The sequence below is a fragment of the Streptomyces flaveolus genome, from assembly GCF_000716535.1.
GTDB lineage: Bacteria > Actinomycetota > Actinomycetes > Streptomycetales > Streptomycetaceae > Streptomyces > Streptomyces flaveolus_A.
Genome location: NZ_JNWV01000010.1, coordinates 212368 through 231217, shown reverse-complemented (window position 1 = coordinate 231217; position 18850 = coordinate 212368). Strand labels below are relative to the sequence as shown.

Here is an 18850-nt window from a genome sequence, read left to right as displayed (position 1 = left end):
TGGGGGAGGGCCGGGACGTGAGGTGTACGGGGCGTGCGCGGGGTGCGGTGGCGACGGATCGCCAGTCAGGTCGGGCGGAGCGTCGCCGTATGGGCGGTCTCCACGGTCACCATGCTGGTCCTCGCCGCGGTCCTGCCCGACTTCCAGCTCCAGTCCGCCGACGGTGACAGCGCCACCCGCATCGCCGTGGCCGCCGCCTGCGGTGCCGGCGCCTTCGGCCTCCTCTCGGCCGTGGTCTGGCCGCTCCTGGTCCGCCTGTTGCTACTCGTCCCCGCCCTCGTCCTCGGCCTGCTGGTCTTCTTCCTCAACGGCTCCCTGCTGCTGCTCGCCCTGCGCATCAACCCCTCCGGACGCGGTGAGGCCGCGCCCGAGACCGCCGTCATCGTGGCCGCCGTGATGTCCGCCGTCGCCTCCGCCACCGGCGCGGCCCTCACCGTGCGCGACGACGAGGCCTACCGGCGCCGCCTGCACCGCCTCGCCACCCGCAGCCGCCGGGCCCATCCGCCCTGCCCCACCGCGCCCGGGCTGCTGTGCGTGCAGCTCGACGGCGTCGGCCACGACGTCCTGGTCGACGCGGTCCGCAAGGGGCTGATGCCGACGGTGGGCCGCTGGCTGACCGGCGGCGACGGCGTACGGCCGACGAGCGGGGCCGGCTGGGCGGACGAGCGCACACCGCCGGCGGCCGGCACCGCGTTGCCGGCGGCGGGCCGGGTCCGGCCCACCCACCGCCTCACGCCCTGGCGCACCGACTGGTCAAGCCAGACCGGCGCCAGTCAGCTCGGCATACTGCACGGCAGCACCTTCGACGTGCCGGCGTTCCGCTGGTACGAGAAGGACCGGGGCGAGGTGATGGTCTGCAACCGGCCGACCAGCGCCGCCGAGCTGCAGCGCCGCGCCATACTCCACACCGGAGACGGCGGACTGCTCACCGTCGACGGCGCCAGCCGGGGCAACCTGTTCAGCGGCGGCGCCGGCGAACAGGCCCTCGTGCTGTCGATCGCCGCCCGCCGCCGCAGCCCGGCGAACCGTTCCCGCGCCGGGTACTTCGCCTACTTCTGCGACCCGGCCAACGCCGTCCGCACCGCCCTGTCGTTCGTCGCCGAGGTGGCCCGCGAGATCGGCCAGTCCACCCGCGCCCGGCTGCGCGGACAGCGCCCGCGCGTCGGCCGGGGCGGCCTCTACCCGTTCGTACGCGCCTTCGCCACCGTCGTCGAACGCGACGTCGTCGTCGCCGCGGTCATGGGCGACATGCTCGCCGGCCGCACCGCCGTCTACGCCGACCTCGTCGCCTACGACGAGGTCGCCCACCATTCCGGCCCGCGCGGCCGCGACGCCGAGAAGGTCCTGCAGCGCCTCGACCGCTCCCTCGCCCTCCTCGAACGGGTCGCCGAACACGCCCCGCGCCCCTACCGGATCGTCGTCCTCTCCGACCACGGACAGAGCCCCGGCGAAACGTTCCACGCCCGTTACGGCCTCACCCTCGGCGACCTGGTCCGGGCCGGCTGCGGACTGCCCGTCCCGCGCCGCGCCCAGCGCACCCGCAGCGGCGCCGAGGCCCGCGCCGCCGTCCGCGCCGCCCTGCGCCGGCCGGTGGAGGAGCAGGACGAGCAGCACCGCCCCTCCCGCCGCTCCGAGCCGATCGTGCTGGCCTCCGGGAACCTCGGCCTCATCTCCTTCCCGGACGTCCCGCACCGCATGACCAAGGAAGAGATCGACGCCCGCCACCCCGCCCTGCTCACCACCCTCGCCAACCATCCCGGCATCGGCTTCCTCCTCGTGCGCAGCGAGGAGCACGGCGGCGTCGTCCTCGGCGCCTACGGTGCCGAGATCCCGCTGGCCGAGCTGGACCACGAGCCCGGCCCGCTGGCCCGCTTCGGCGCCGGCGCCGCCGACGCCGTCCGCCGCACCCACTCCTTCCCGCACACCGCCGACATCATGGTGAACTCCGCCTACGACCCCGCCGACGGCGAGGTCCTCGCCTTCGAGGAACAGATCGGCTCGCACGGCGGGCTCGGCGGCGCCCAGTCCCACCCGTTCCTGCTCTCCCCGCGCGAGCTGTCCGCACCGGCCGGGGACGGCGAGGAACTGACCGGCGCCGAGCACGTCCACCACGTGCTCCGCCGCTGGCTGAGCGAGCTGGACGGGCCCCAGGTGCCGCTCACCCCGGACGTGGAGGAGGAGCGGGCCGCCTGAAATTCGGCTGCGCCCGCACCGCCGTACACGCACACTGTCCGAGTCGCCACGCCACTCGAACACCCCGAGGACTTTGCGCTTTGCAGGCCGCCGTCACCGTCACCCCCGCCCGTGTCCCCGAAATCCTCCTCGGACTCGCCACCGTCCGGCCCGTCTTCCTCTGGGGCGCCCCGGGCATCGGCAAGTCCTCCCTGGTGCGGGAGTTCGCCGCCTCGCTCGGTCTGGAGTGCGTGAGCCTGCTCGGCACCCAGCTCGCCCCCGAGGACCTGATCGGCGTGCCGCAGATCCGCGACGGGCGCTCGGTGTTCTGCCCGCCGGAGACGATCGCGCGGGACGAGCCGTACTGCCTGTTCCTCGACGAGCTGAACGCGGCCACCCCGGACGTGCAGAAGGCGTTCTACTCCCTCATCCTCGACCGCCGGATCGGGAACTACGAGCTGCCGCAGGGGTCCGTCGTCATCGGCGCCGGGAACCGCTCCACCGACAACGCCCTGGCCCGGCCGCTGGCTTCCGCCCTCGTGAACCGGCTCACCCACGTCCATCTGGAGGTGTCCGCCAAGGACTGGCTGGCGTGGGCCGCGGACAACGGCATCCACCCGTGGATCACGGACCACCTCACCGACCGGCCGGACCACCTGTGGTCCAAGCCGCCCAAGACCGAGGAGCCGTTCTCCACGCCCCGCTCCTGGCACATGCTCTCCGACGCCCTGCACTCCTTCGGCGCCGACCTCGACGAGCCGACCCTGAGCGTCCTCGCGCACGGCACGCTCACGCCCCGGCACGCCACCGCCTTCTGCGGCTACGTCAAGATCGTGCGCAGCCGGTTCGGGATCGAGGCGATCCTCAAGGGCGACGCCCGCTGGCCGCACCGCGTCCAGGACCGCGACCTGCTGTACTACCTCGCCGAGTCCTTCCGCGGCCGGCTCGTGAAGGAACTGCCCGCGAGCAAGGAGCACATGTCGGCGAACGGCCGGCAGACCGCCTACCGCGCCAAGTCGCTGCTGGTGCAGCTCGCCGAGATCTCGGTGGAGGTCGCCCAGACCGTCATCGCCTCGGACGCCGACGGCAACCCCGTCCTGCCGTCCTGGTTCCTGGTCGAGGCCGCCCGCGACATGCCCCGCCTGGTGGAGGCGCGGCGGTGAGCCGCACCCCGCCGAAGAAGAAGCGGGACCCGGCCGGCGAGGCGTTCGCCGCGGGCATGCGGCTGCTGCGCGCCAACCCGGCCCTCGCGGCCGTGGAGTTCGACGTGTGCCGCACCGAGACCTGCGCCTTCGCCCCGCGCGAGGGCCTGGTCGTCACCGACTCCGACGGCACCGTGCACGCCCACCCCGACCGGCTCGCCGACCCCGGCGCCTGGGCGTGGGCGCTCGCACACGCCGCTCTGCACCTCGGCTTCGGGCACCTCCCGGCCGCCCCGGGCGCGCGGGAACAGCCCGACCGGTACGACCTCGCCGCCCGCTGCGTCGTCGTCAACCGCTTCCTGCTCGGCTTCCCCGTCGGCACCACCCCCGAGCACCTGCCCGTGAGCTACCCCGACGGCGACGAGGAGCGGCTCGCCGCCCGCTGGCGCGCCCACGGCCTGCCGCCCGCCTACGAACGCTGCGGCACCGCGGGGCCCGAACCCGACCAGGTCCTCACCGAATGGCTCACCTGGCGGGGACCCGCCCCCGACCGCCAGCTCGCGTTCGCCACCGCCCTGACCCGGACCGTGTCCGCCGCGATGGACATGGCCGGCGGACGCCTGGACAGCCTCGACGGCGAGCGGACCCCGCGCCGCCCCTGGGAGAAGGCCCTGAGCTGGTTCATCTCCTCCTACCCGCTGCTCGGCGGCATCGCGGCCGGCATCACCCTGGTCGCCGACGCCGAACTCGCCCGGGCCCACGGCATCCAGATCGCCGCCGTCGACCCCGGGGCCGGGGAGATCTACGTCAACCCGCTGCGCACGTTCGAGGACGAGGAGTGGCGGTTCGTCCTCGCCCACGAGATGCTGCATGCCGCCCTGCGCCACGGCGACCGCTGCGGCACCCGCGACCCCTACCTGTTCAACATCGCCTGCGACTACGTCATCAACGGCTGGCTGGTCGAGATGCGCGTCGGCACCATGCCCGAGGGGCTGCTGCACGACCCGCGGCTGGCCGGCCTGTCCGCGGAGGAGGTCTACGACCGCATCGCCGGCGACCTGCGCCGGATGCGGCGCCTGGCCACGCTGCGCGGCAAGGGCGCAGGCGACGTCCTCGGCGGCCCGCTGCGCCCGGCCGCCGACCACGTCGACCTCGACGAGTTCTACCGCCGCGGGCTCACCCGCGGCCTGGACCTGCACCAGACCCAGGAGCGCGGCTTCCTGCCCGGCGGCCTGGTCGAGGAGATCCGCGCCCTCAGCCACCCGCCGCTGCCCTGGGACGCGCGACTGGCCCGCTGGTTCGACGAGTTCGTCCCCCGCCCGGAGCCCGTACGGTCCTACGCCCGCCCGGCGCGCCGCCAGGCCTCCACCCCGGACATCCCCCGCGCGGGCCGCTGGTTCCCGCCCGAGGAGGTCGCCCGCTGCACCTTCGGGGTGGTCCTCGACACCTCCGGCTCGATGGGCACCACCCTGCTCGGCAAGGCGCTCGGGGCCATCGCCTCCTACGCCGAGGCCCGGGACGTACCGGCCGCCCGCGTGGTGTTCTGCGACGCCGCCCCGCACGACGCCGGCTATCTGCCGGTCACCGAGATCGCCGGGCGGGTACGGGTGCACGGGCGCGGCGGCACCGTCCTGCAGCCCGGCATCGACCTGCTGCACCGGGCCGAGGACTTCCCGCCCGCCGCGCCGGTGCTGGTGATCACCGACGGCTGGTGCGACGTGCTGCGGGTGCGCAGGGAGCACGCCTATCTGATCCCGCAGGGAAGACACCTGCCGTTCACGCCCCGTGGGCCGGTCTTCTCAGTGCGCTGAGCCCGGATGTGATCGGATAGGGACATCCGGGAACCCCGGAACCGCGACACTCGCGAAAGGAAGCATCGTGGCAACCACGCGCACCGCGCACACCGTCTGGGAAGGCAACCTGCTCGAAGGCAACGGCATCGTCACCTTCGACTCCTCCGGCATCGGCCAGCAGCCGGTCACGTGGGCCTCGCGCGCCCAGGACGCGAACGGCAAGACCAGCCCCGAGGAGCTGATCGCCGCCGCCCACTCGAGCTGCTTCTCCATGGCCCTCTCGCACGCCCTGGCCGGCGCCGGCACCCCGCCCACCCGGCTGGAGACCAACGCCGACGTCACCTTCCAGCCCGGCGAGGGCATCACCGGCATCCACCTCACCGTGCGCGGCGAGGTGCCGGGACTGGACGCGGACGGCTTCCGGTCCGCCGCCGAGGACGCCAAGAAGAACTGCCCGGTCAGCCAGGCCCTGACCGGTACGACGATCACGCTGACGGCCGAGCTGGCCTGACGCCCGTACCGCCCCGGATGCCGCGCCCCCGCCCGGGGCGCGGCATCCGGTCACGGGGGTGCCGCGGTGGGCGGGGCCGGCACGGTGGCGCACACCGCGTCCAGGACGCCCGCGTACGGTGTGCCGTAGTCGGTCAACCGGGTCCGCAGCCGCTCCAGGCCGTCGCGGTACTCGGTCAGCAGGCCGGTGTCGCCGGTCCGCGAGGTGAACTCCAGCACCGCCGGCAGGAAGTCCGGCAGCTCGTTGCCGCTGCACTCCAGGCCGTGCCGGCGGTAGACGTCCTGGAAGCGGACCAGGGCCGTCCCGCGCCGCCGGGTGCCGCCGTCGTGCCACTGGCTCAGGTACAGGCTGTGCCGGTTCCCTGGGTCGAAGACCCGCACATAGTGCGCGGCCAGTTCCCGCTGCGGGGTGACGGCCGCGTGGTCGGTGAACGCCCGTAGCTGTGGGGCGGCCTCGCGCAGCAGCGGCAGCCGGGCGATCAGGTCGTCGTCCGGGTAGGTCAGGCACAGGGCCGCCGCCTGGTAGAGCACCGCGTCCGAGGGCATCAGGCCTCCTTCGCGTCGCCGGGGCGGCCCCGCCCGCCTGGCCGGGGCCGCACCACTCGGGCACTACTCAGAACCTAGGGGCGGCCCCGGGAACGCACCCGTCCGCAGACCCGTACGGGTCACACCGGGCTCAGAGGCTCTTGCGGTGCTCCCGCAGCAGCTTCAGCGTGCGCTGGGCGGACGCGGCCCGGGCCGTCATGTGGTCCAGCACCTCCAGGTGCGCGGCCACCTCCTGACGCGAGTCCAGATAGAGGGCGCCCGTCAGGTACTCGGTGAACACCATGTCCGGCAGCTCCGGCTCGGCGAACCGGAACAGCGTGAACGGCGCGTACGTCCCCGGGTGCGGGCCCGACGCGAACTCGGCGATCTGCAGCGTGACCCGGTCCCGCCCGGCGTACTCCAGCAGCCGGTCCAACTGGTCCCGCAGCACCTCGGGCCGCATGCTCACCGGGCGCCTGAGCACCGTCTCGTCCATGATCACCCACAGATGGGGCGGGTCCTCCCGCTCCAGCAGCCGCTGTCGCTCCATGCGCAGCGACACGTGCCGCTCGACCGTCTCCGGCGAGGTCTGCCCGATCGTCCCCGCCTCCATCACCGCGCGCGCGTACTCCTCGGTCTGCAGCAGACCGGGCACGAAGTGCGGCTCGTAGGAGCGGATGACCCGGGCGGCGCCCTCCAGACTGACGTACAGGCTGAACCAGTCCGGCAGCACGTCGTGGAACCGCTGCCACCAGCCCGGCTGGTTCGCCTCCTCGGCCAGCCGCACGAACGCGTCGGCCTCCTCCTCCGGCACCCCGTAGGTGGTCACCAGCACCTGCACGTAAGGGATCTTCAACGCGACCTCGGCCATCTCCATCCGCCGTACGGTCGCCGACGCCACCCGCAGGACCCGGGCGGCCTCCTCACGGCTGAGTCCCGCGGCCTCCCGCAGCTCCTGCAACCGCTTGCCCAGCACCACCTGACCCACGGTGGGCGCAGCCCGCCGCTCACTCACCGCCACGCCCTCCCCTGCGCACCGATTCACGCGGGGAGCAGTCTGTCATGTGTTGCCGTCTCGCACACGTGCCCGAGGCAAGGAGCCTCAACCGGTCAGCGTGTGCAGGTACTTGGCGGTCGCCGGGTCCGCCGGCAGGAACGTCTCGATGGCGAGTTCGGCGACCGTGACGTCCATCGGCGTGTTGAACGTGGAGATCGAGGACACGAACGACAGGGTCCGGCCGGCGTGCTCGATGCGCAGCGGCAGCGCGAAGTACGGCACGGGCTCGGCGGGTTCGCCGCCGGACGGCTCCTCGGGCACCGGATAGGCCGCCACCTCCTCGTACAGGGCGCGGAGCCGGTCCGAGCGGTGCAGGGCGATCTCCCGCTCCATCTGGGACAGCAGATGCCCGCGCCACTCCCGCAGATTCCTGATGCGCGGTGCCAGCCCCTCCGGATGCAGGGTCAGCCGCATCGCGTTCGGCGCCGGGACCATCAGCTCCTCCGGCACGCCCTCCAGCAGCAGGGCGATGCCCCGGTTCGCGGCGAGGACCGTGTAGCAGGCGTCGACCACCAGCGCGGGGTAGGGCTCGTAGCCCCGGATGAGCCGCTCCATGCCGTCGCGCAGCGCGTCCAGCGCCGGGTCGTCCAGCGGGGTCTCCGGATAGCGCGGCGCGTAACCGGCCGCCAGCAGCAGGGCGTTGCGCTCCCGCACCGGCACGTCCAGCCGTTCGGCGAGCCGCAGCACCATCTCCTCGCTGGGCCGGGACCGGCCGGTCTCCACGAAGCTGATGTGCCGCGCCGAGGAGTCGGCGCGCAGCGCCAGGTCGAGCTGCGAGATCCGCCGCCGCTCCCGCCAGGCGCGCAACAGCGGGCCGACGCCCTTGCCGGTGACGTCGACGGAAACGGTGGGACCGGACGCGGGGAGAGGCATGCCGCCGACCCTAGTCGAGCCCGGGGCGGGGGAACGAGCGGATTGTGCGGGGCCGCGTCGCGGTGCCGAGCCCCTCGTCGACGTGGCAGGCTGAACCCGTACCCGCCACGCCCCGCAGGGGGCACGCAGCGAAGGGAGCCCGGGCCATGGCCGTCGAACCGCTGTCGCAGAAGGAGATCGAGGACCGGCTGGCCGAGCTGCCCGGCTGGTCGGTGGACGGCGACCGCCTCACCCGCTCCTACCGGCTCGGCTCCCACTTCGCCGCGGCGGCCCTCGTCGTGCACATCGCCGGCATCCAGGACGAGCTGGACCACCACTCCGACCTCACCCTCGGCTACAACACCGTCTCCCTCAGCGTGAACACCCACAGCGCGGGCGGCGCCGTCACCGCGAAGGACTTCGCTCTCGCCCGCAGGGTGGAGGACATCGTCCCAGGTCACGGAGCACACTGAGCGATGTGCTCGACTACGACAAGGAAGCCGGCGACTACGACACCTCGCGCGGCGGCGAGGCTCGCGCGCACGAGGCCGCACAGGCCGTCCTCGGTCTGATACCGGGGAAGCCGGGCCGCCTCCTCGACGTCGCCTGCGGCACCGGGATCGTCACCCGGCGGCTCGCCGCCGCGCGCCCGGGGCTGCGGGTGACCGGCGCGGACCTCAGCCCCGCCATGGTCCGCAGGGCGTCGGACCGGCTGCCCGGCGCGGTCGTACGGGCGGACAGCCGCCGACTGCCCTTCCCGGACGGCGCCTTCGACGCGGTCACCAGCATCTGGTTGCTGCACCTGCTGGACGACCCCGAGGACGTGGGCGCGGTCGTCGGCGAGTGCGCCCGCGTGCTGCGCCCCGGCGGGGTGTACGTCACCACCGTCGACAAGGCCGCCGCGCACGACGTCGGCAGCGACATCGACGGCGTCCTCGCCGCCCGCCCGCGCCGCCCCGCCGCCGACGCCGCCGGAACGGTCACCGCCCACGCCGCCCGGCACGGACTCGGACCCGCCGGACACGGCTCCTTCCGCGGCACCGGGCAGGGCCGCAGCCCCCGCACCACCGTCGCCGACCTGCGCCGCGGCTGGTTCACCCTGCTGCCGCCCGGCGAGCCGCGCACCGAGGAGTTCGCCGCCCGCCTGGCCGAACTGCCCGACCAGGACCGTCCGCGCCCCGACCCGCGCTTCAGCCTGCGCGCCTTCCGCAAGCCGGCGCCGACTCCGCCCGCGTCACCATGAACCGAGCGCGGGTCCTGTCCGGGCCCAGTGCGACGAGCGCCCCTCCGGCCCCTGCCGTCCGAGATCCGTGCCGGACGCCGGGGCGCTCTCCGCGGAGATCGCCACGCGGCGGCCCCGGCACGACAGGACGGGAAGGGCGTCACCCGCTTCTCGCGGATCAGGATTGCGCGGTGCGCGGCTGCCGGCCGCTTCCCCGCGTCTGACAACGCGTCCTTCCCGCCACTACCAGGACACCACGGGAACCGCCGCCGCACCAGTGCCACGCGGTCAGCCGGTCGCGCAGCTCCGGCCGCCCAGGGTGAACACCGCCGGCTCCGAGTTCGCGCCCGACCGGCTGCCCGTGAAGCCGAAGGCGACCGAGGAGCCCGCCGGCACGGTACCGTTCCAGGTCACGTTCTTCGCCGTCACCGCCGAACCCGACTGCGTGTGGTCGGCGTTCCACATGTGCTGATCCTCTGGCCGTCGGGGAAGGTCCAGCGGAGGGACCAGCCGTTCCAGGCCGTCGCGCCGGTGTTGGTCAGTCGTACCTCCGCCTGGAAGCCGTCGGCCCACTGGTTGGTGATCTCGTAGGTGACCGTGCAGGCGCCGGCCGGTGGCGGAGTCGTACCACCGCCACCGCCACCGCCACCGCCACCGCCACCGCCACCGCTCCCGCCGTCGCCGCCGCTCGTGTCGGAGGTGTCGCCGTAGACGACGCCCCGGCCGTTGGTCGCGACGTACACCCGGCCGTACACCCGCGGGTCGCCGGTGATCGCCGCACCCGTCCAGCCCCACTGGTGGGCGTCGTCGTTGACGCGGGTCCAGCTCGCTCCCTCGTCCGTGGAGCGGAAGATGCCGCGCACTCCGCCGATCTTCGCGCTGGTGTACAGCGTCTGGTACGAGGCTCCCGTCGCGGCCTTGCCGAAGCCGACCGTGTCGGCCTGCTCGACGTTCGACAGCTTGGCGAAGCTCGCGCCGCCGTCCGTGGAGTGCCACAGGCCGTACGCGCCGTCCGTCGCCCCGCCCGCCAGCCAGACGTCGCCCTTCGTGCCGGGCAGCGCCTTGAAGCGCACGCTGTCCCCGCTCGGCAGGCCCGTCGCGGAGGAGGCGGTGAAAGTGGCGCCGCCGTCCTTACTGACGTAGAACTTCCCGGACTTGAAGCCGTAGAAGGTCTTCGGGTCGACGCGGTCCGACTCGACGAGCGCGCCGGACGGGATGCCGCTCGACGCCGTCCAGGACGTGCCGAAGCCCGTCGCGTACCGCACGCCCGTGCCGTCCGGGCTCCACACGAACCGGCCGCCGTCGGCCGCCGCGGCCACCGTGCCGCCGCCCGAGACACCCGGGGGATCGGTCCCCGCGAACCAGTTGGCGCCGTCGTCCGTGGAGAACGCGATGTGCGGGCCCGAGTCCAGGTCGCCGACCCGGACCACCGTCGCGGGGTCCGACTCCGCGAAGTCCAGGCTCGTGGTCGTCGTGAAGGTGGGGGAGGTGTACATCATCGACGGCACCTCGGTGAGGTCCGTGTGCCGGAAGCCGCCGATGTCGCCGAGGGCGCTGAACAGCCGGGCGTCACCTGAGGGCGGCGCCGCGAGGTCGTTGACCGCCGTCTCCTCCAGGCCCCGCACCATCGGCTGCACCGTGAACCGGCCGCCGCCGTCCCACTCGGTGAGGTTCTCGGTGCCGTAGAGCGTGGCGCCCGTCCCGTACATCATGCGCGAGGAGTCGAACGGGTCGATCTCCAGTGCCTCCGTCATCCAGCCCAGTTTCGGCGTCTGTTCGGGCGGTGACGGGGTGGCACCGAAGGTGAGCCAGGGGGAGGAGGACACGTCGATGGTGTACCGGTTCGAGCGGTCGGGATACGACGTGTAGTCCCAGGCCTTCGTCCAGGTGGCGCCGCTGTCGGTGGAGCGGAAGAGCTGGGTGTCCGGCCACCAGGAGCTGTACGCGGTCGCCATGACGGTGGACGGGTGCCGGCGGTCGACCGTCAGCCCGCTGAAGCCGTAGTAGGTGTCCGCCTCCGCGACCGGGCTGATGTCCGTCCAGGTGCCGGTGGCCGTCGCGTACCGCATCAGCCGGCCCTTGCCGCCGTCGTAGGGACCGCCCTTGTCGCTGTAGGCGAGGTACAGGAACCCGTTCTCCGTGTCCAGCACGCCCTTGTGCGCCAGGTATCCGGTCGGCTGGCCGGCCAGCCGGGTCCAGGTGGCGCCCGCGTCCGTCGAGCGGTAGACCGCGTTGTCCTTGTCGGCGACCCCGACGTAGATCGTCCTCGTCGCGCTCCCGGACGTCCCCGTGGACTCGTCGAAGGTGACCCAGACGATGCCCTGGTTGTCACTCGCGTAGCCGGTCGTGTCGCTCGGGTCCTGCTGGTAGGTGCCGGGGTTCGGGAAGCTCGTCACCTGCGACCAGGTCGCCCCCGAGTCCGTCGACCGCCACAGGCCCCTGCCGCTGGGCGCGCCCAGGTACAGCACGCTGTTCCTGTTCGGGTCGATCGCCAGCCGCTCGCCCATGCCCCGGCCGGGCATGTTGCCGCCCAGCTTGAAGGGCAGGTCGGCCTTGCCCCAGCTCGCGCCCCGGTCGGCGGAGCGCAGCACCGCGCCGTTCGCCGGGTCCCAGCCGTTGGTGTACGTCCCGACGGCCGCGTACACCTTGTCCGGGTCGACCGGGTCGGAGGCCAGGCTCACCACGCCGGTGTGGCCCCATTCGTTCCAGCCGACCGAGTCCAGCAGCGGCGTCCACGTCTTCGTCGGCTCCTGCCACCGGTAGGCGCCGCCGATGTCGGTGCGGGCGTAGACCAGGTTCTTTTCGGAGCGGTTGAAGACGATCCCGGGGACGAAGCCGCCGCCGTCGATCCGGACGTTCTTCCAGGTGTAGGTGTCCGCCGCGAGGGCCGTGCGCGGGGCGGAGGCGGCCAGTGCGGGCGGGGTGCCGGACAGCAGCCCGGCGGCGAGGGCCAGCACGGCGGTGAGGGCGCGGGTTCTTCGCATGGCGGGAGTCCCCTCATGACGGGGGGCGGCCCCCAGTGCGGGTGGGGGCCGCCGGAGAAGAGGTGCCGGTCTACTCCAGGAGCTCCGCGTACGAGCCCATGGCCAGGGCGATGTCCGCCTGGGCCCAGAAGCGGTGGTACGTGAAGACGGGCGCGGCGCCGCCCTTGAGGTAGGCCTCGATCTTCGACCAGTTCGGGTCGCTCTTGTAGAAGGACCGGAGCGAGGCGAACGTGGACGAGGAGTCGATCGCGTCGCCGTTCGGCATGGTGCCGGTCCAGCCGCTCGGCACGTACACGCTGTCGCCGAACCGGCTGTAGTCGGTGCGGGTCTCCGGGACGGCGATGCCGAGGCTGTCCTGGTGGTTGTTCCACATGCCGTCCAGCAGCGCCTTCGCCGTGGACTTGGCGGTGGCGTCACCGGACTTGGCGGCGTAGTACGTCAGCGTCTTGGCGTAGGCGGCGGCCACGCCGACGTCGTCGGTGTAGTCCGCGACGGTGACGTGCAGCCCGTTGTTGCCGCCGGGACTCGACGCGTTCCAGGTGTCGGGCTGGCCCGACCACTGGAGGGTGGAGGGGATGCGGTAGGTGCCGTCCGGGTTGATCGTGGTCTTGGACAGCGCCCACTTGACCCACTTGTCGAGGATCGCCTTCGCCGTGGCGTTCCCGGTCTGCTGGTAGTACTCGGCGACCCGCTCCATCGACCACGCCTGGAAGCCGAACCACTGGTTGGACGGCGGGTCGTGGTAGACGGGCTGCCAGTCGTAGTACATGCCGTAGAAGGTGGACGCGCCGGCCGGCGGGGTCGCGTACCGGCCCTGCCAGCTGTTGGTCGCGCCGCCCGCGATGGCGCCCTCGGAGGACTGGAGCCACTGGTAGAACTCGAGCTGCCGCTGGAGCGACTTGCCCCAGTCCGCCGCGCCCGTGGCCGACTTGGGCTTCAGGTCGGCGACCGAGCTGAGCGCGTAGGCGGCGAGGGGGTTCTGGTAGCCGCCGTGGACGTGGCTGGAGCCGATCCGCCAGGCCCAGCCGGCGGAGGTGTCGGTGGCGCCGCCCCAGGCGTAGTACCAGGACAGCAGGTAGTGCGAGGCGTCCTTGCCGGTGCCGGCCGGGCAGGACGGGCTCGTGCAGTTGCCGATCTTCTTGAAGTACTTGTCGTACATCGCGTACCGCAGGTAGTCGCCCATCTTGGCGGCCTTGGCGACCGTCGCGGACACGTCGCTCCCCTTGCCCTGCGCCTTCGCCCACACGTCCGCCCAGTACGCGGCCTGCACGGCGCGGGAGTCCGCGTCCGGGGCGTCCGTGTACTTCCACTGCTTGGCGTACGAGGAGTCGCCGGTGAACAGGTCCAGGTAGCCGTTCCTGCCGCCGTACTTGAAGGCGTCGCAGGTCGGCTGCGGGACCGTCTCCCAGACGGACTCCTGCGCGCCGCGCTGGAAGGTGTTGATGTACGACGGTCCGGTGGCCGTCGGACCGGCTTCGCACGTGCCGGGCTCGTTGCCGTAGCCGTAGACGTTGTCCACGTCCTGGATCCAGTGCATGCCGTAGACGTCGTCCGTGCCGTAGGCCGACTTCAGCTCACCGGCGATCGGGTCCGTTCCGACCGGCACCGACGAGTCCAGCTTCGCCGGGTACTCGTTCGGGGTGTCCAGTTCGGGCGCGTACGTGGCCGGCTTGGAGGCGTTGTAGAAGGAGTTCGTCGGCTGGTCCGCGTGCGTGGGGATCATGTACTTCTCCATGATGTCCCACGCGCCGTTGAACTTCGACCAGTCGCCGGTCACCTTGCCGTACATCGCCTGGAGCCACAGCAGGTAGCTGTACGCCTCCGAGGTGGTCTCGTGGCCCTGGTCCGGGGCCTCGACGATCAGCGTCTCCACCGCGTGGTACGGGATGCCCTCGGGCGAGAAGTAGCCGTTCGCCGGGTTGGTGATCTTCCCGTACAGGTCCAGGAAGCGGGCGTCGTACGCCTTCGACGCGGGCAGCTCCGTGACCGTGACCGTCGCCTTGGTGTGGCCGGTGGCCGACGCGGTGAAGGTCGCGCTGCCGGTGCCGGAGGAGTCCGCCGTGACGGTCACCGTCTGCGCGGTGTTCCAGTTGGACGGGGTGAAGGTCAGCGCGGAACCACCCGTCACGGACAGACCGGTGTTGCCGCTCGTGCGGCTCGTGCTCACCGTCACGTTCGCGCTCGGCTGTGTCGACAGCTTCACCGAGAACGTGCCCGACTTGCCCTGCTGGACGCCGAGCTGGGACGGCGAGGCGACCACGGCGGGCCCGGAGGCGACCGTGATGCCGACCGGGGTGGAGGCGGCGGACGCGCCGAGGCTGTCGTACGCCTTCGCCACCAGGGAATGACTGCCCACGGTCAAACTGGAGACCGAGAGCGAGTACGGCGCGCTCGTGTCCGTGCCCAGCAGCGTGGTGTCGTCGTAGAACTCCACCTTGCCGATGGTCGCGTTGTCGGCCGCGGCGGCGGTCGCCGCGAGGGGCACCGCCTCGCCCTGGGAGTAGACCGCGCCCGCGCTCGGGCTGGTCAGCACGGTCACCGGCGGCTGGTGCGCGCCGGAGCAGGTGGTGCCGTTGACGGCGAAGGACGTGGGGGCGGCGTTGGTGCCGGTGTAGGTGAACTGGGCGCCGGTGGAGACGGCGGCGCCCGCCGCGATGCCGCCGTTGTACGGGGCGTTCTTCACGGTGACCGTCTGGCCCGACTGGGACCAGGTGCCGTTCCAGCCGTTGGTCAGCTTCTGGTTGCCCGCGTAGGCGTACGTCAGCGTCCAGCCGTCGATGGCGTCGGTACCGCGGTTGGTGATCGTGAGGTCGGCGGTGAAGCCGGAACCCCAGTCGTTGGTCTTGTAGTCGACGCTGCACTGCACGGACGCCGCGTGAGCGGCCGGGGTGCCGGTGGCGAGCATCGTCAGGGGCAGCGTGAACGCGGCGGCCGCCGCGGTCCACAGCCGACGCACCGCTGTGCGTCTGCGTCCGGGATCCATGTGCTGGTTCCTCCTTGCGGCGTGCGGCTCGGGAGAAGTCAAGGCTTGAACCAGTGGGAGCGCTCCCATAGTGGGGACGGGGCCCGGAGCGGTCAAGGTGCTTGAAGAGTCGAAAAGATTCGACGGATCCGCTCGCGGAAAAGTCGAGCAACTCCTCTGGGCAGACAGGCCACTTGGCGCTACCTTCACTCGCACCAGTGGGAGCGGTTCCGTTCAGTCGACGCGTCCGTCACGACGCGCCAAGCTGCAAGGAGTCGCTCATGCGACACCCCCCGCGTTCAGTACTTTTAGCCGCCGCCGGTGCGGCCGCGCTCGTCGGGAGCGTGGTCGTGCCGGCGGTGTCGGCCCAGGGAGCCACACCCGCCTGCACGGTGGAGTACGCCGTCACCAGCCAGTGGGACAACGGCTTCCAGGCCTCGGTGAAGGTCACCAACAACCAGGCCGCCCTGAGCGGTTGGAAGCTCACCTTCGACTTCGCCGGCGGGCAGAAGGCCGGCCAGGGCTGGAACGCCAAGTGGTCCCAGTCCGGCACCACCGTGACCGCGGCCAACGAGGGCTGGAACGGCGCGCTCGGCACCGGCGCGAGCGTCAGCGCCGGCTTCCTCGCCTCCTGGTCGGGGAGCAACACCGCGCCGGCCGTGTTCAAGCTCAACGGCACGACCTGCAACGTCGACTCGGAGCCGACCACCCCGCCGCCGACGACCCCGCCGCCGTCCGGCGGCACCCCGCCCGCGCTGCGGGTCTCCGGCAACAAGCTCGTGGACGCCGACGGCACCACCCGCCGCCTGCTCGGCGTCAACCGGTCCGGCGGCGAGTTCATGTGCGTGCAGGGCTACGGCATCTGGGACGGCCCCGTCGACGACGCGGCCGTCGAGGCGATCGCCGACTGGAAGGCCAACGCGGTCCGCATCCCGCTCAACGAGGAGTGCTGGCTGGGCCTGTCCAACGTCAAGCCCGAGTACGGCGGCGCGAACTACATCGCCGCCGTCAGGGAGCTGGTGGCCCGCGTCGAGGCGCACGGCATGACCCCGGTCCTCGAACTGCACTGGTCCTACGGCCAGTACACCGGCAACTCGGCCGGCTGCACCGACGTGCACGCCACCTGCCAGAAGCCGATGCCCGACATGCGGTACTCCCCGTCGTTCTGGTCGTCGGTGGCGAGTACCTTCAAGGACGACCAGGCGGCCGTGTTCGACCTGTTCAACGAGCCGTACCCGGACCGGGCGGCCTCCAGCGTCACGGACGCCTGGAAGTGCTGGCGGGACGGGGGCACCTGCCCCGGGATCTCCTACGAGGTCGCCGGCATGCAGGACCTCGTGGACAGCGTCCGGGCCACCGGTGCCAAGAACGTCATCATGGCCGGCGGGCTGGCGTACTCGAACGACCTCGGTCAGTGGACCGCGTACGAGCCCACCGATCCGGCCGGCAATCTCGCCGCCGCGTACCACGTCTACAACTTCAACTCCTGCGCGAGCGAGAGCTGCTGGAACTCCACCCTCGCCCCGGTCGCCGCCCAGGTGCCCCTGGTGGCCGGGGAGATCGGCGAGAACACCTGCGCGCACGGGTTCACCGACCGGGTCATGAAGTGGTTCGACGACCACGACCTGTCCTACCTCGGCTGGACCTGGAACACCTGGGACTGCTCCTCCGGGCCGTCCCTGATCTCCGCCTACGACGGCACTCCCACCGCGTACGGCGCCGGGCTGCGTGACCATCTGCGCGCCCTGAACCCGTAGATCCAACCCGTAGATCCCACGGAACCCCGAAGGAACCCGCACTCATGAGTCGTACCAAGACAACACTGCTGGTGGCCCTTGGCCTTCTCGCCGGAGCCTCCGGAACGGCGTTCGCGGCCCTGCCCGGCGGCTCGGGCGCCGCCGTCGCCGCCGTGCCCTGTGCCGTCGACTACAAGATCCAGAGCCAGTGGGACACCGGCTTCACCGCCGCCGTGACCATCACCAACAACGGCGCCGCCAAGTCGGCCTGGTCGCTGAAGTGGTCGTACGGCGGCACCCAGAAGGTCACGAGCGGCTGGAACGCGAAGATCAGCCAGAGCGGCACCGCTGTCACCGCGGCCAACGAGAGCTACAACGGCGCGCTCGCGACCGGCGGCACGGTCAGCTTCGGCTTCAACGGCACCTTCAGCGGCACCAACTCCGTCCCCGCCACCTTCACGCTCGACGGCGTCGCCTGCAACGTGGACGACGGCAGCGGTGGCAGCGGCGGCGGCACGGGTGGAGACACCGGCGGCGGCACGGGCGGCGGCACCGGCGGGGACACCGGTGGCGGCTCGGGCGGCGGAGACGGCGGTGGCGGCACCGGCAGCCGCGTCGACAACCCCTACGCCGGGGCCAAGGGTTACGTGAACCCGGAGTGGTCGGCGCACGCCGCCGCCGAACCGGGCGGCAGCCGCATCGCCAACCAGCCCACCGCGGTGTGGCTCGACCGGATCGCCGCCATCAACGGCGTGAACGGCGGGATGGGCCTGCGCGCCCACCTGGACGAGGCACTGAAGCAGAAGGGCTCGGGCGAACTCGTCGTCCAGCTGGTCATCTACGACCTGCCCGGCCGCGACTGCTCCGCCCTCGCCTCCAACGGCGAACTCGGGCCGAACGACATCGACAAGTACAAGACCCAGTACATCGACCCGATCGCGTCGATCCTCTCCGACGCCAAGTACGCGGGCCTGCGCATCGCCACCGTCATCGAACCGGACTCGCTGCCCAACCTGGTCACCAACGCGGGCGGCACCGCCGGCAGCACCGACGCCTGCGCGACCATGAAGGCCAACGGCAACTACGAGAAGGGGGTCAGCTACGCCCTCGACAAGCTGGGCGCCATCTCCAACGTCTACAACTACATCGACGCCGGCCACCACGCCTGGCTCGGCTGGGACTCCAACCTCGGGCCCACCGTCCAGGAGTTCTACAAGGTGGCCACCACCAACGGCGCGAGCGTGAACGACGTGACGGGGTTCATCGTCAACACCGCCAACTACAGCGCCACCAAGGAGCCGTACTTCAAGGTCACCGACAGCGTCAACGGGCAGACCGTGCGCCAGTCGAAGTGGGTCGACTGGAACCAGTACGTGGACGAGCAGTCCTTCGCCCAGGCACTGCGCGACAAGCTGGTCGCGTCCGGGTTCAACAGCAACCTCGGCATGCTGATCGACACCTCCCGCAACGGCTGGGGCGGCTCCGCCCGGCCCACCAAGTCCGGCCCGCTCACCTCCGTCGACGACTACGTCAACGGCAGCCGCATCGACCGGCGCATCCACGCCGGCAACTGGTGCAACCAGAGCGGTGCCGGCCTCGGTGAACGGCCGACCGCCGCTCCCGCGGCCGGGATCGACGCCTACGTGTGGGTCAAGCCCCCGGGGGAGTCGGACGGAGCCAGCTCCGCCATCTCCAACGACGAGGGCAAGGGCTTCGACCGGATGTGCGACCCGACGTACGGCGGCAACGCCCGCAACGGCAACAACCCCACGGGCGCGCTGCCGAACTCGCCGCTGGCCGGGCACTGGTTCTCCGCCCAGTTCCAGCAGCTGATGCAGAACGCCTACCCGCCGCTGCCGTAGCGGGGTGAGCGTCCGCCGGGGCCGGACCGCAGC

12 protein-coding genes and 1 pseudogene are annotated in these 18850 nt (G+C 72.2%); 8 read left to right on the top strand and 5 right to left on the bottom strand.

The window, feature by feature from the left end; genetic code table 11:
• Window positions 1-33 precede the first annotated feature (33 nt).
• From OO52_RS12905 to OO52_RS12890, 4 genes are all read left to right on the top strand, one after another.
• Entirely contained in the window at window positions 34-2193 is a 2160-nt protein-coding gene (locus OO52_RS12905; RefSeq protein ID WP_030643557.1) for a phage holin family protein, read from the top strand.
• Window positions 2194-2273: 80 nt separating this feature from the next.
• Window positions 2274-3335: an ATP-binding protein gene (locus OO52_RS12900; protein ID WP_030643553.1), complete on the top strand. Its 1062-nt coding sequence runs from the start codon at window positions 2274-2276 to the stop codon at window positions 3333-3335.
• Window positions 3336-3391: 56 nt separating this feature from the next.
• On the top strand, window positions 3392-5125 hold the full coding sequence (locus OO52_RS12895) for a vWA domain-containing protein (protein ID WP_078876815.1): 1734 nt from the start codon (window positions 3392-3394) through the stop codon (window positions 5123-5125).
• 67 nt (window positions 5126-5192) lie between these two features.
• Window positions 5193-5618, top strand: coding sequence for an OsmC family protein (locus OO52_RS12890; protein ID WP_014676038.1), 426 nt, complete (start codon window positions 5193-5195; stop codon window positions 5616-5618).
• 50 nt (window positions 5619-5668) lie between these two features.
• On the opposite strand, the gene narJ is transcribed toward OO52_RS12890, so the two are convergent.
• The 3 genes from narJ to OO52_RS12875 form a co-directional block, all read right to left on the bottom strand.
• Window positions 5669-6163, bottom strand: coding sequence for a nitrate reductase molybdenum cofactor assembly chaperone (gene narJ / locus OO52_RS12885; RefSeq protein ID WP_030643548.1), 495 nt, complete (start codon window positions 6161-6163; stop codon window positions 5669-5671).
• 130 nt (window positions 6164-6293) lie between these two features.
• Entirely contained in the window at window positions 6294-7157 is an 864-nt protein-coding gene (locus OO52_RS12880) for a helix-turn-helix domain-containing protein (protein WP_106971981.1), read from the bottom strand.
• An 87-nt stretch (window positions 7158-7244) separates the two neighbouring features.
• A complete protein-coding gene (locus tag OO52_RS12875; RefSeq protein WP_030643544.1) occupies window positions 7245-8072 on the bottom strand; it encodes a helix-turn-helix domain-containing protein in 828 nt (275 codons plus the stop codon).
• Between the two features lie 146 nt (window positions 8073-8218).
• Between OO52_RS12875 and OO52_RS12870 the strand changes: the two genes are divergently transcribed.
• Together OO52_RS12870 and OO52_RS12865 are read left to right on the top strand one after the other, a co-directional pair.
• The gene (locus OO52_RS12870) at window positions 8219-8524 is read left to right on the top strand and encodes a 4a-hydroxytetrahydrobiopterin dehydratase (protein ID WP_030643542.1); all 306 of its coding nucleotides are present in this window, start codon (window positions 8219-8221) and stop codon (window positions 8522-8524) included.
• A gap of 5 nt (window positions 8525-8529) precedes the next feature.
• Window positions 8530-9294 (top strand): class I SAM-dependent methyltransferase, encoded by a 765-nt coding sequence (locus OO52_RS12865; RefSeq protein WP_030643540.1) that lies wholly within the window; start codon window positions 8530-8532, stop codon window positions 9292-9294.
• 267 nt (window positions 9295-9561) lie between these two features.
• Here the strand turns inward: OO52_RS12865 and OO52_RS12860 are convergent.
• Together OO52_RS12860 and OO52_RS12855 are read right to left on the bottom strand one after the other, a co-directional pair.
• A pseudogene (locus OO52_RS12860) lies at window positions 9562-12257 on the bottom strand (cellulose binding domain-containing protein).
• A 70-nt stretch (window positions 12258-12327) separates the two neighbouring features.
• Entirely contained in the window at window positions 12328-15240 is a 2913-nt protein-coding gene (locus OO52_RS12855; protein WP_030643539.1) for a glycoside hydrolase family 48 protein, read from the bottom strand.
• A 260-nt stretch (window positions 15241-15500) separates the two neighbouring features.
• On the opposite strand from OO52_RS12855, the gene OO52_RS12850 reads away from it, so the two are divergent.
• Window positions 15501-16976, top strand: coding sequence for a cellulose binding domain-containing protein (locus tag OO52_RS12850; RefSeq protein WP_030643537.1), 1476 nt, complete (start codon window positions 15501-15503; stop codon window positions 16974-16976).
• A 44-nt stretch (window positions 16977-17020) separates the two neighbouring features.
• The gene (locus OO52_RS12845) at window positions 17021-18817 is read left to right on the top strand and encodes a glycoside hydrolase family 6 protein (protein ID WP_030643535.1); all 1797 of its coding nucleotides are present in this window, start codon (window positions 17021-17023) and stop codon (window positions 18815-18817) included.
• The last annotated feature ends 33 nt before the right edge of the window (window positions 18818-18850 follow it).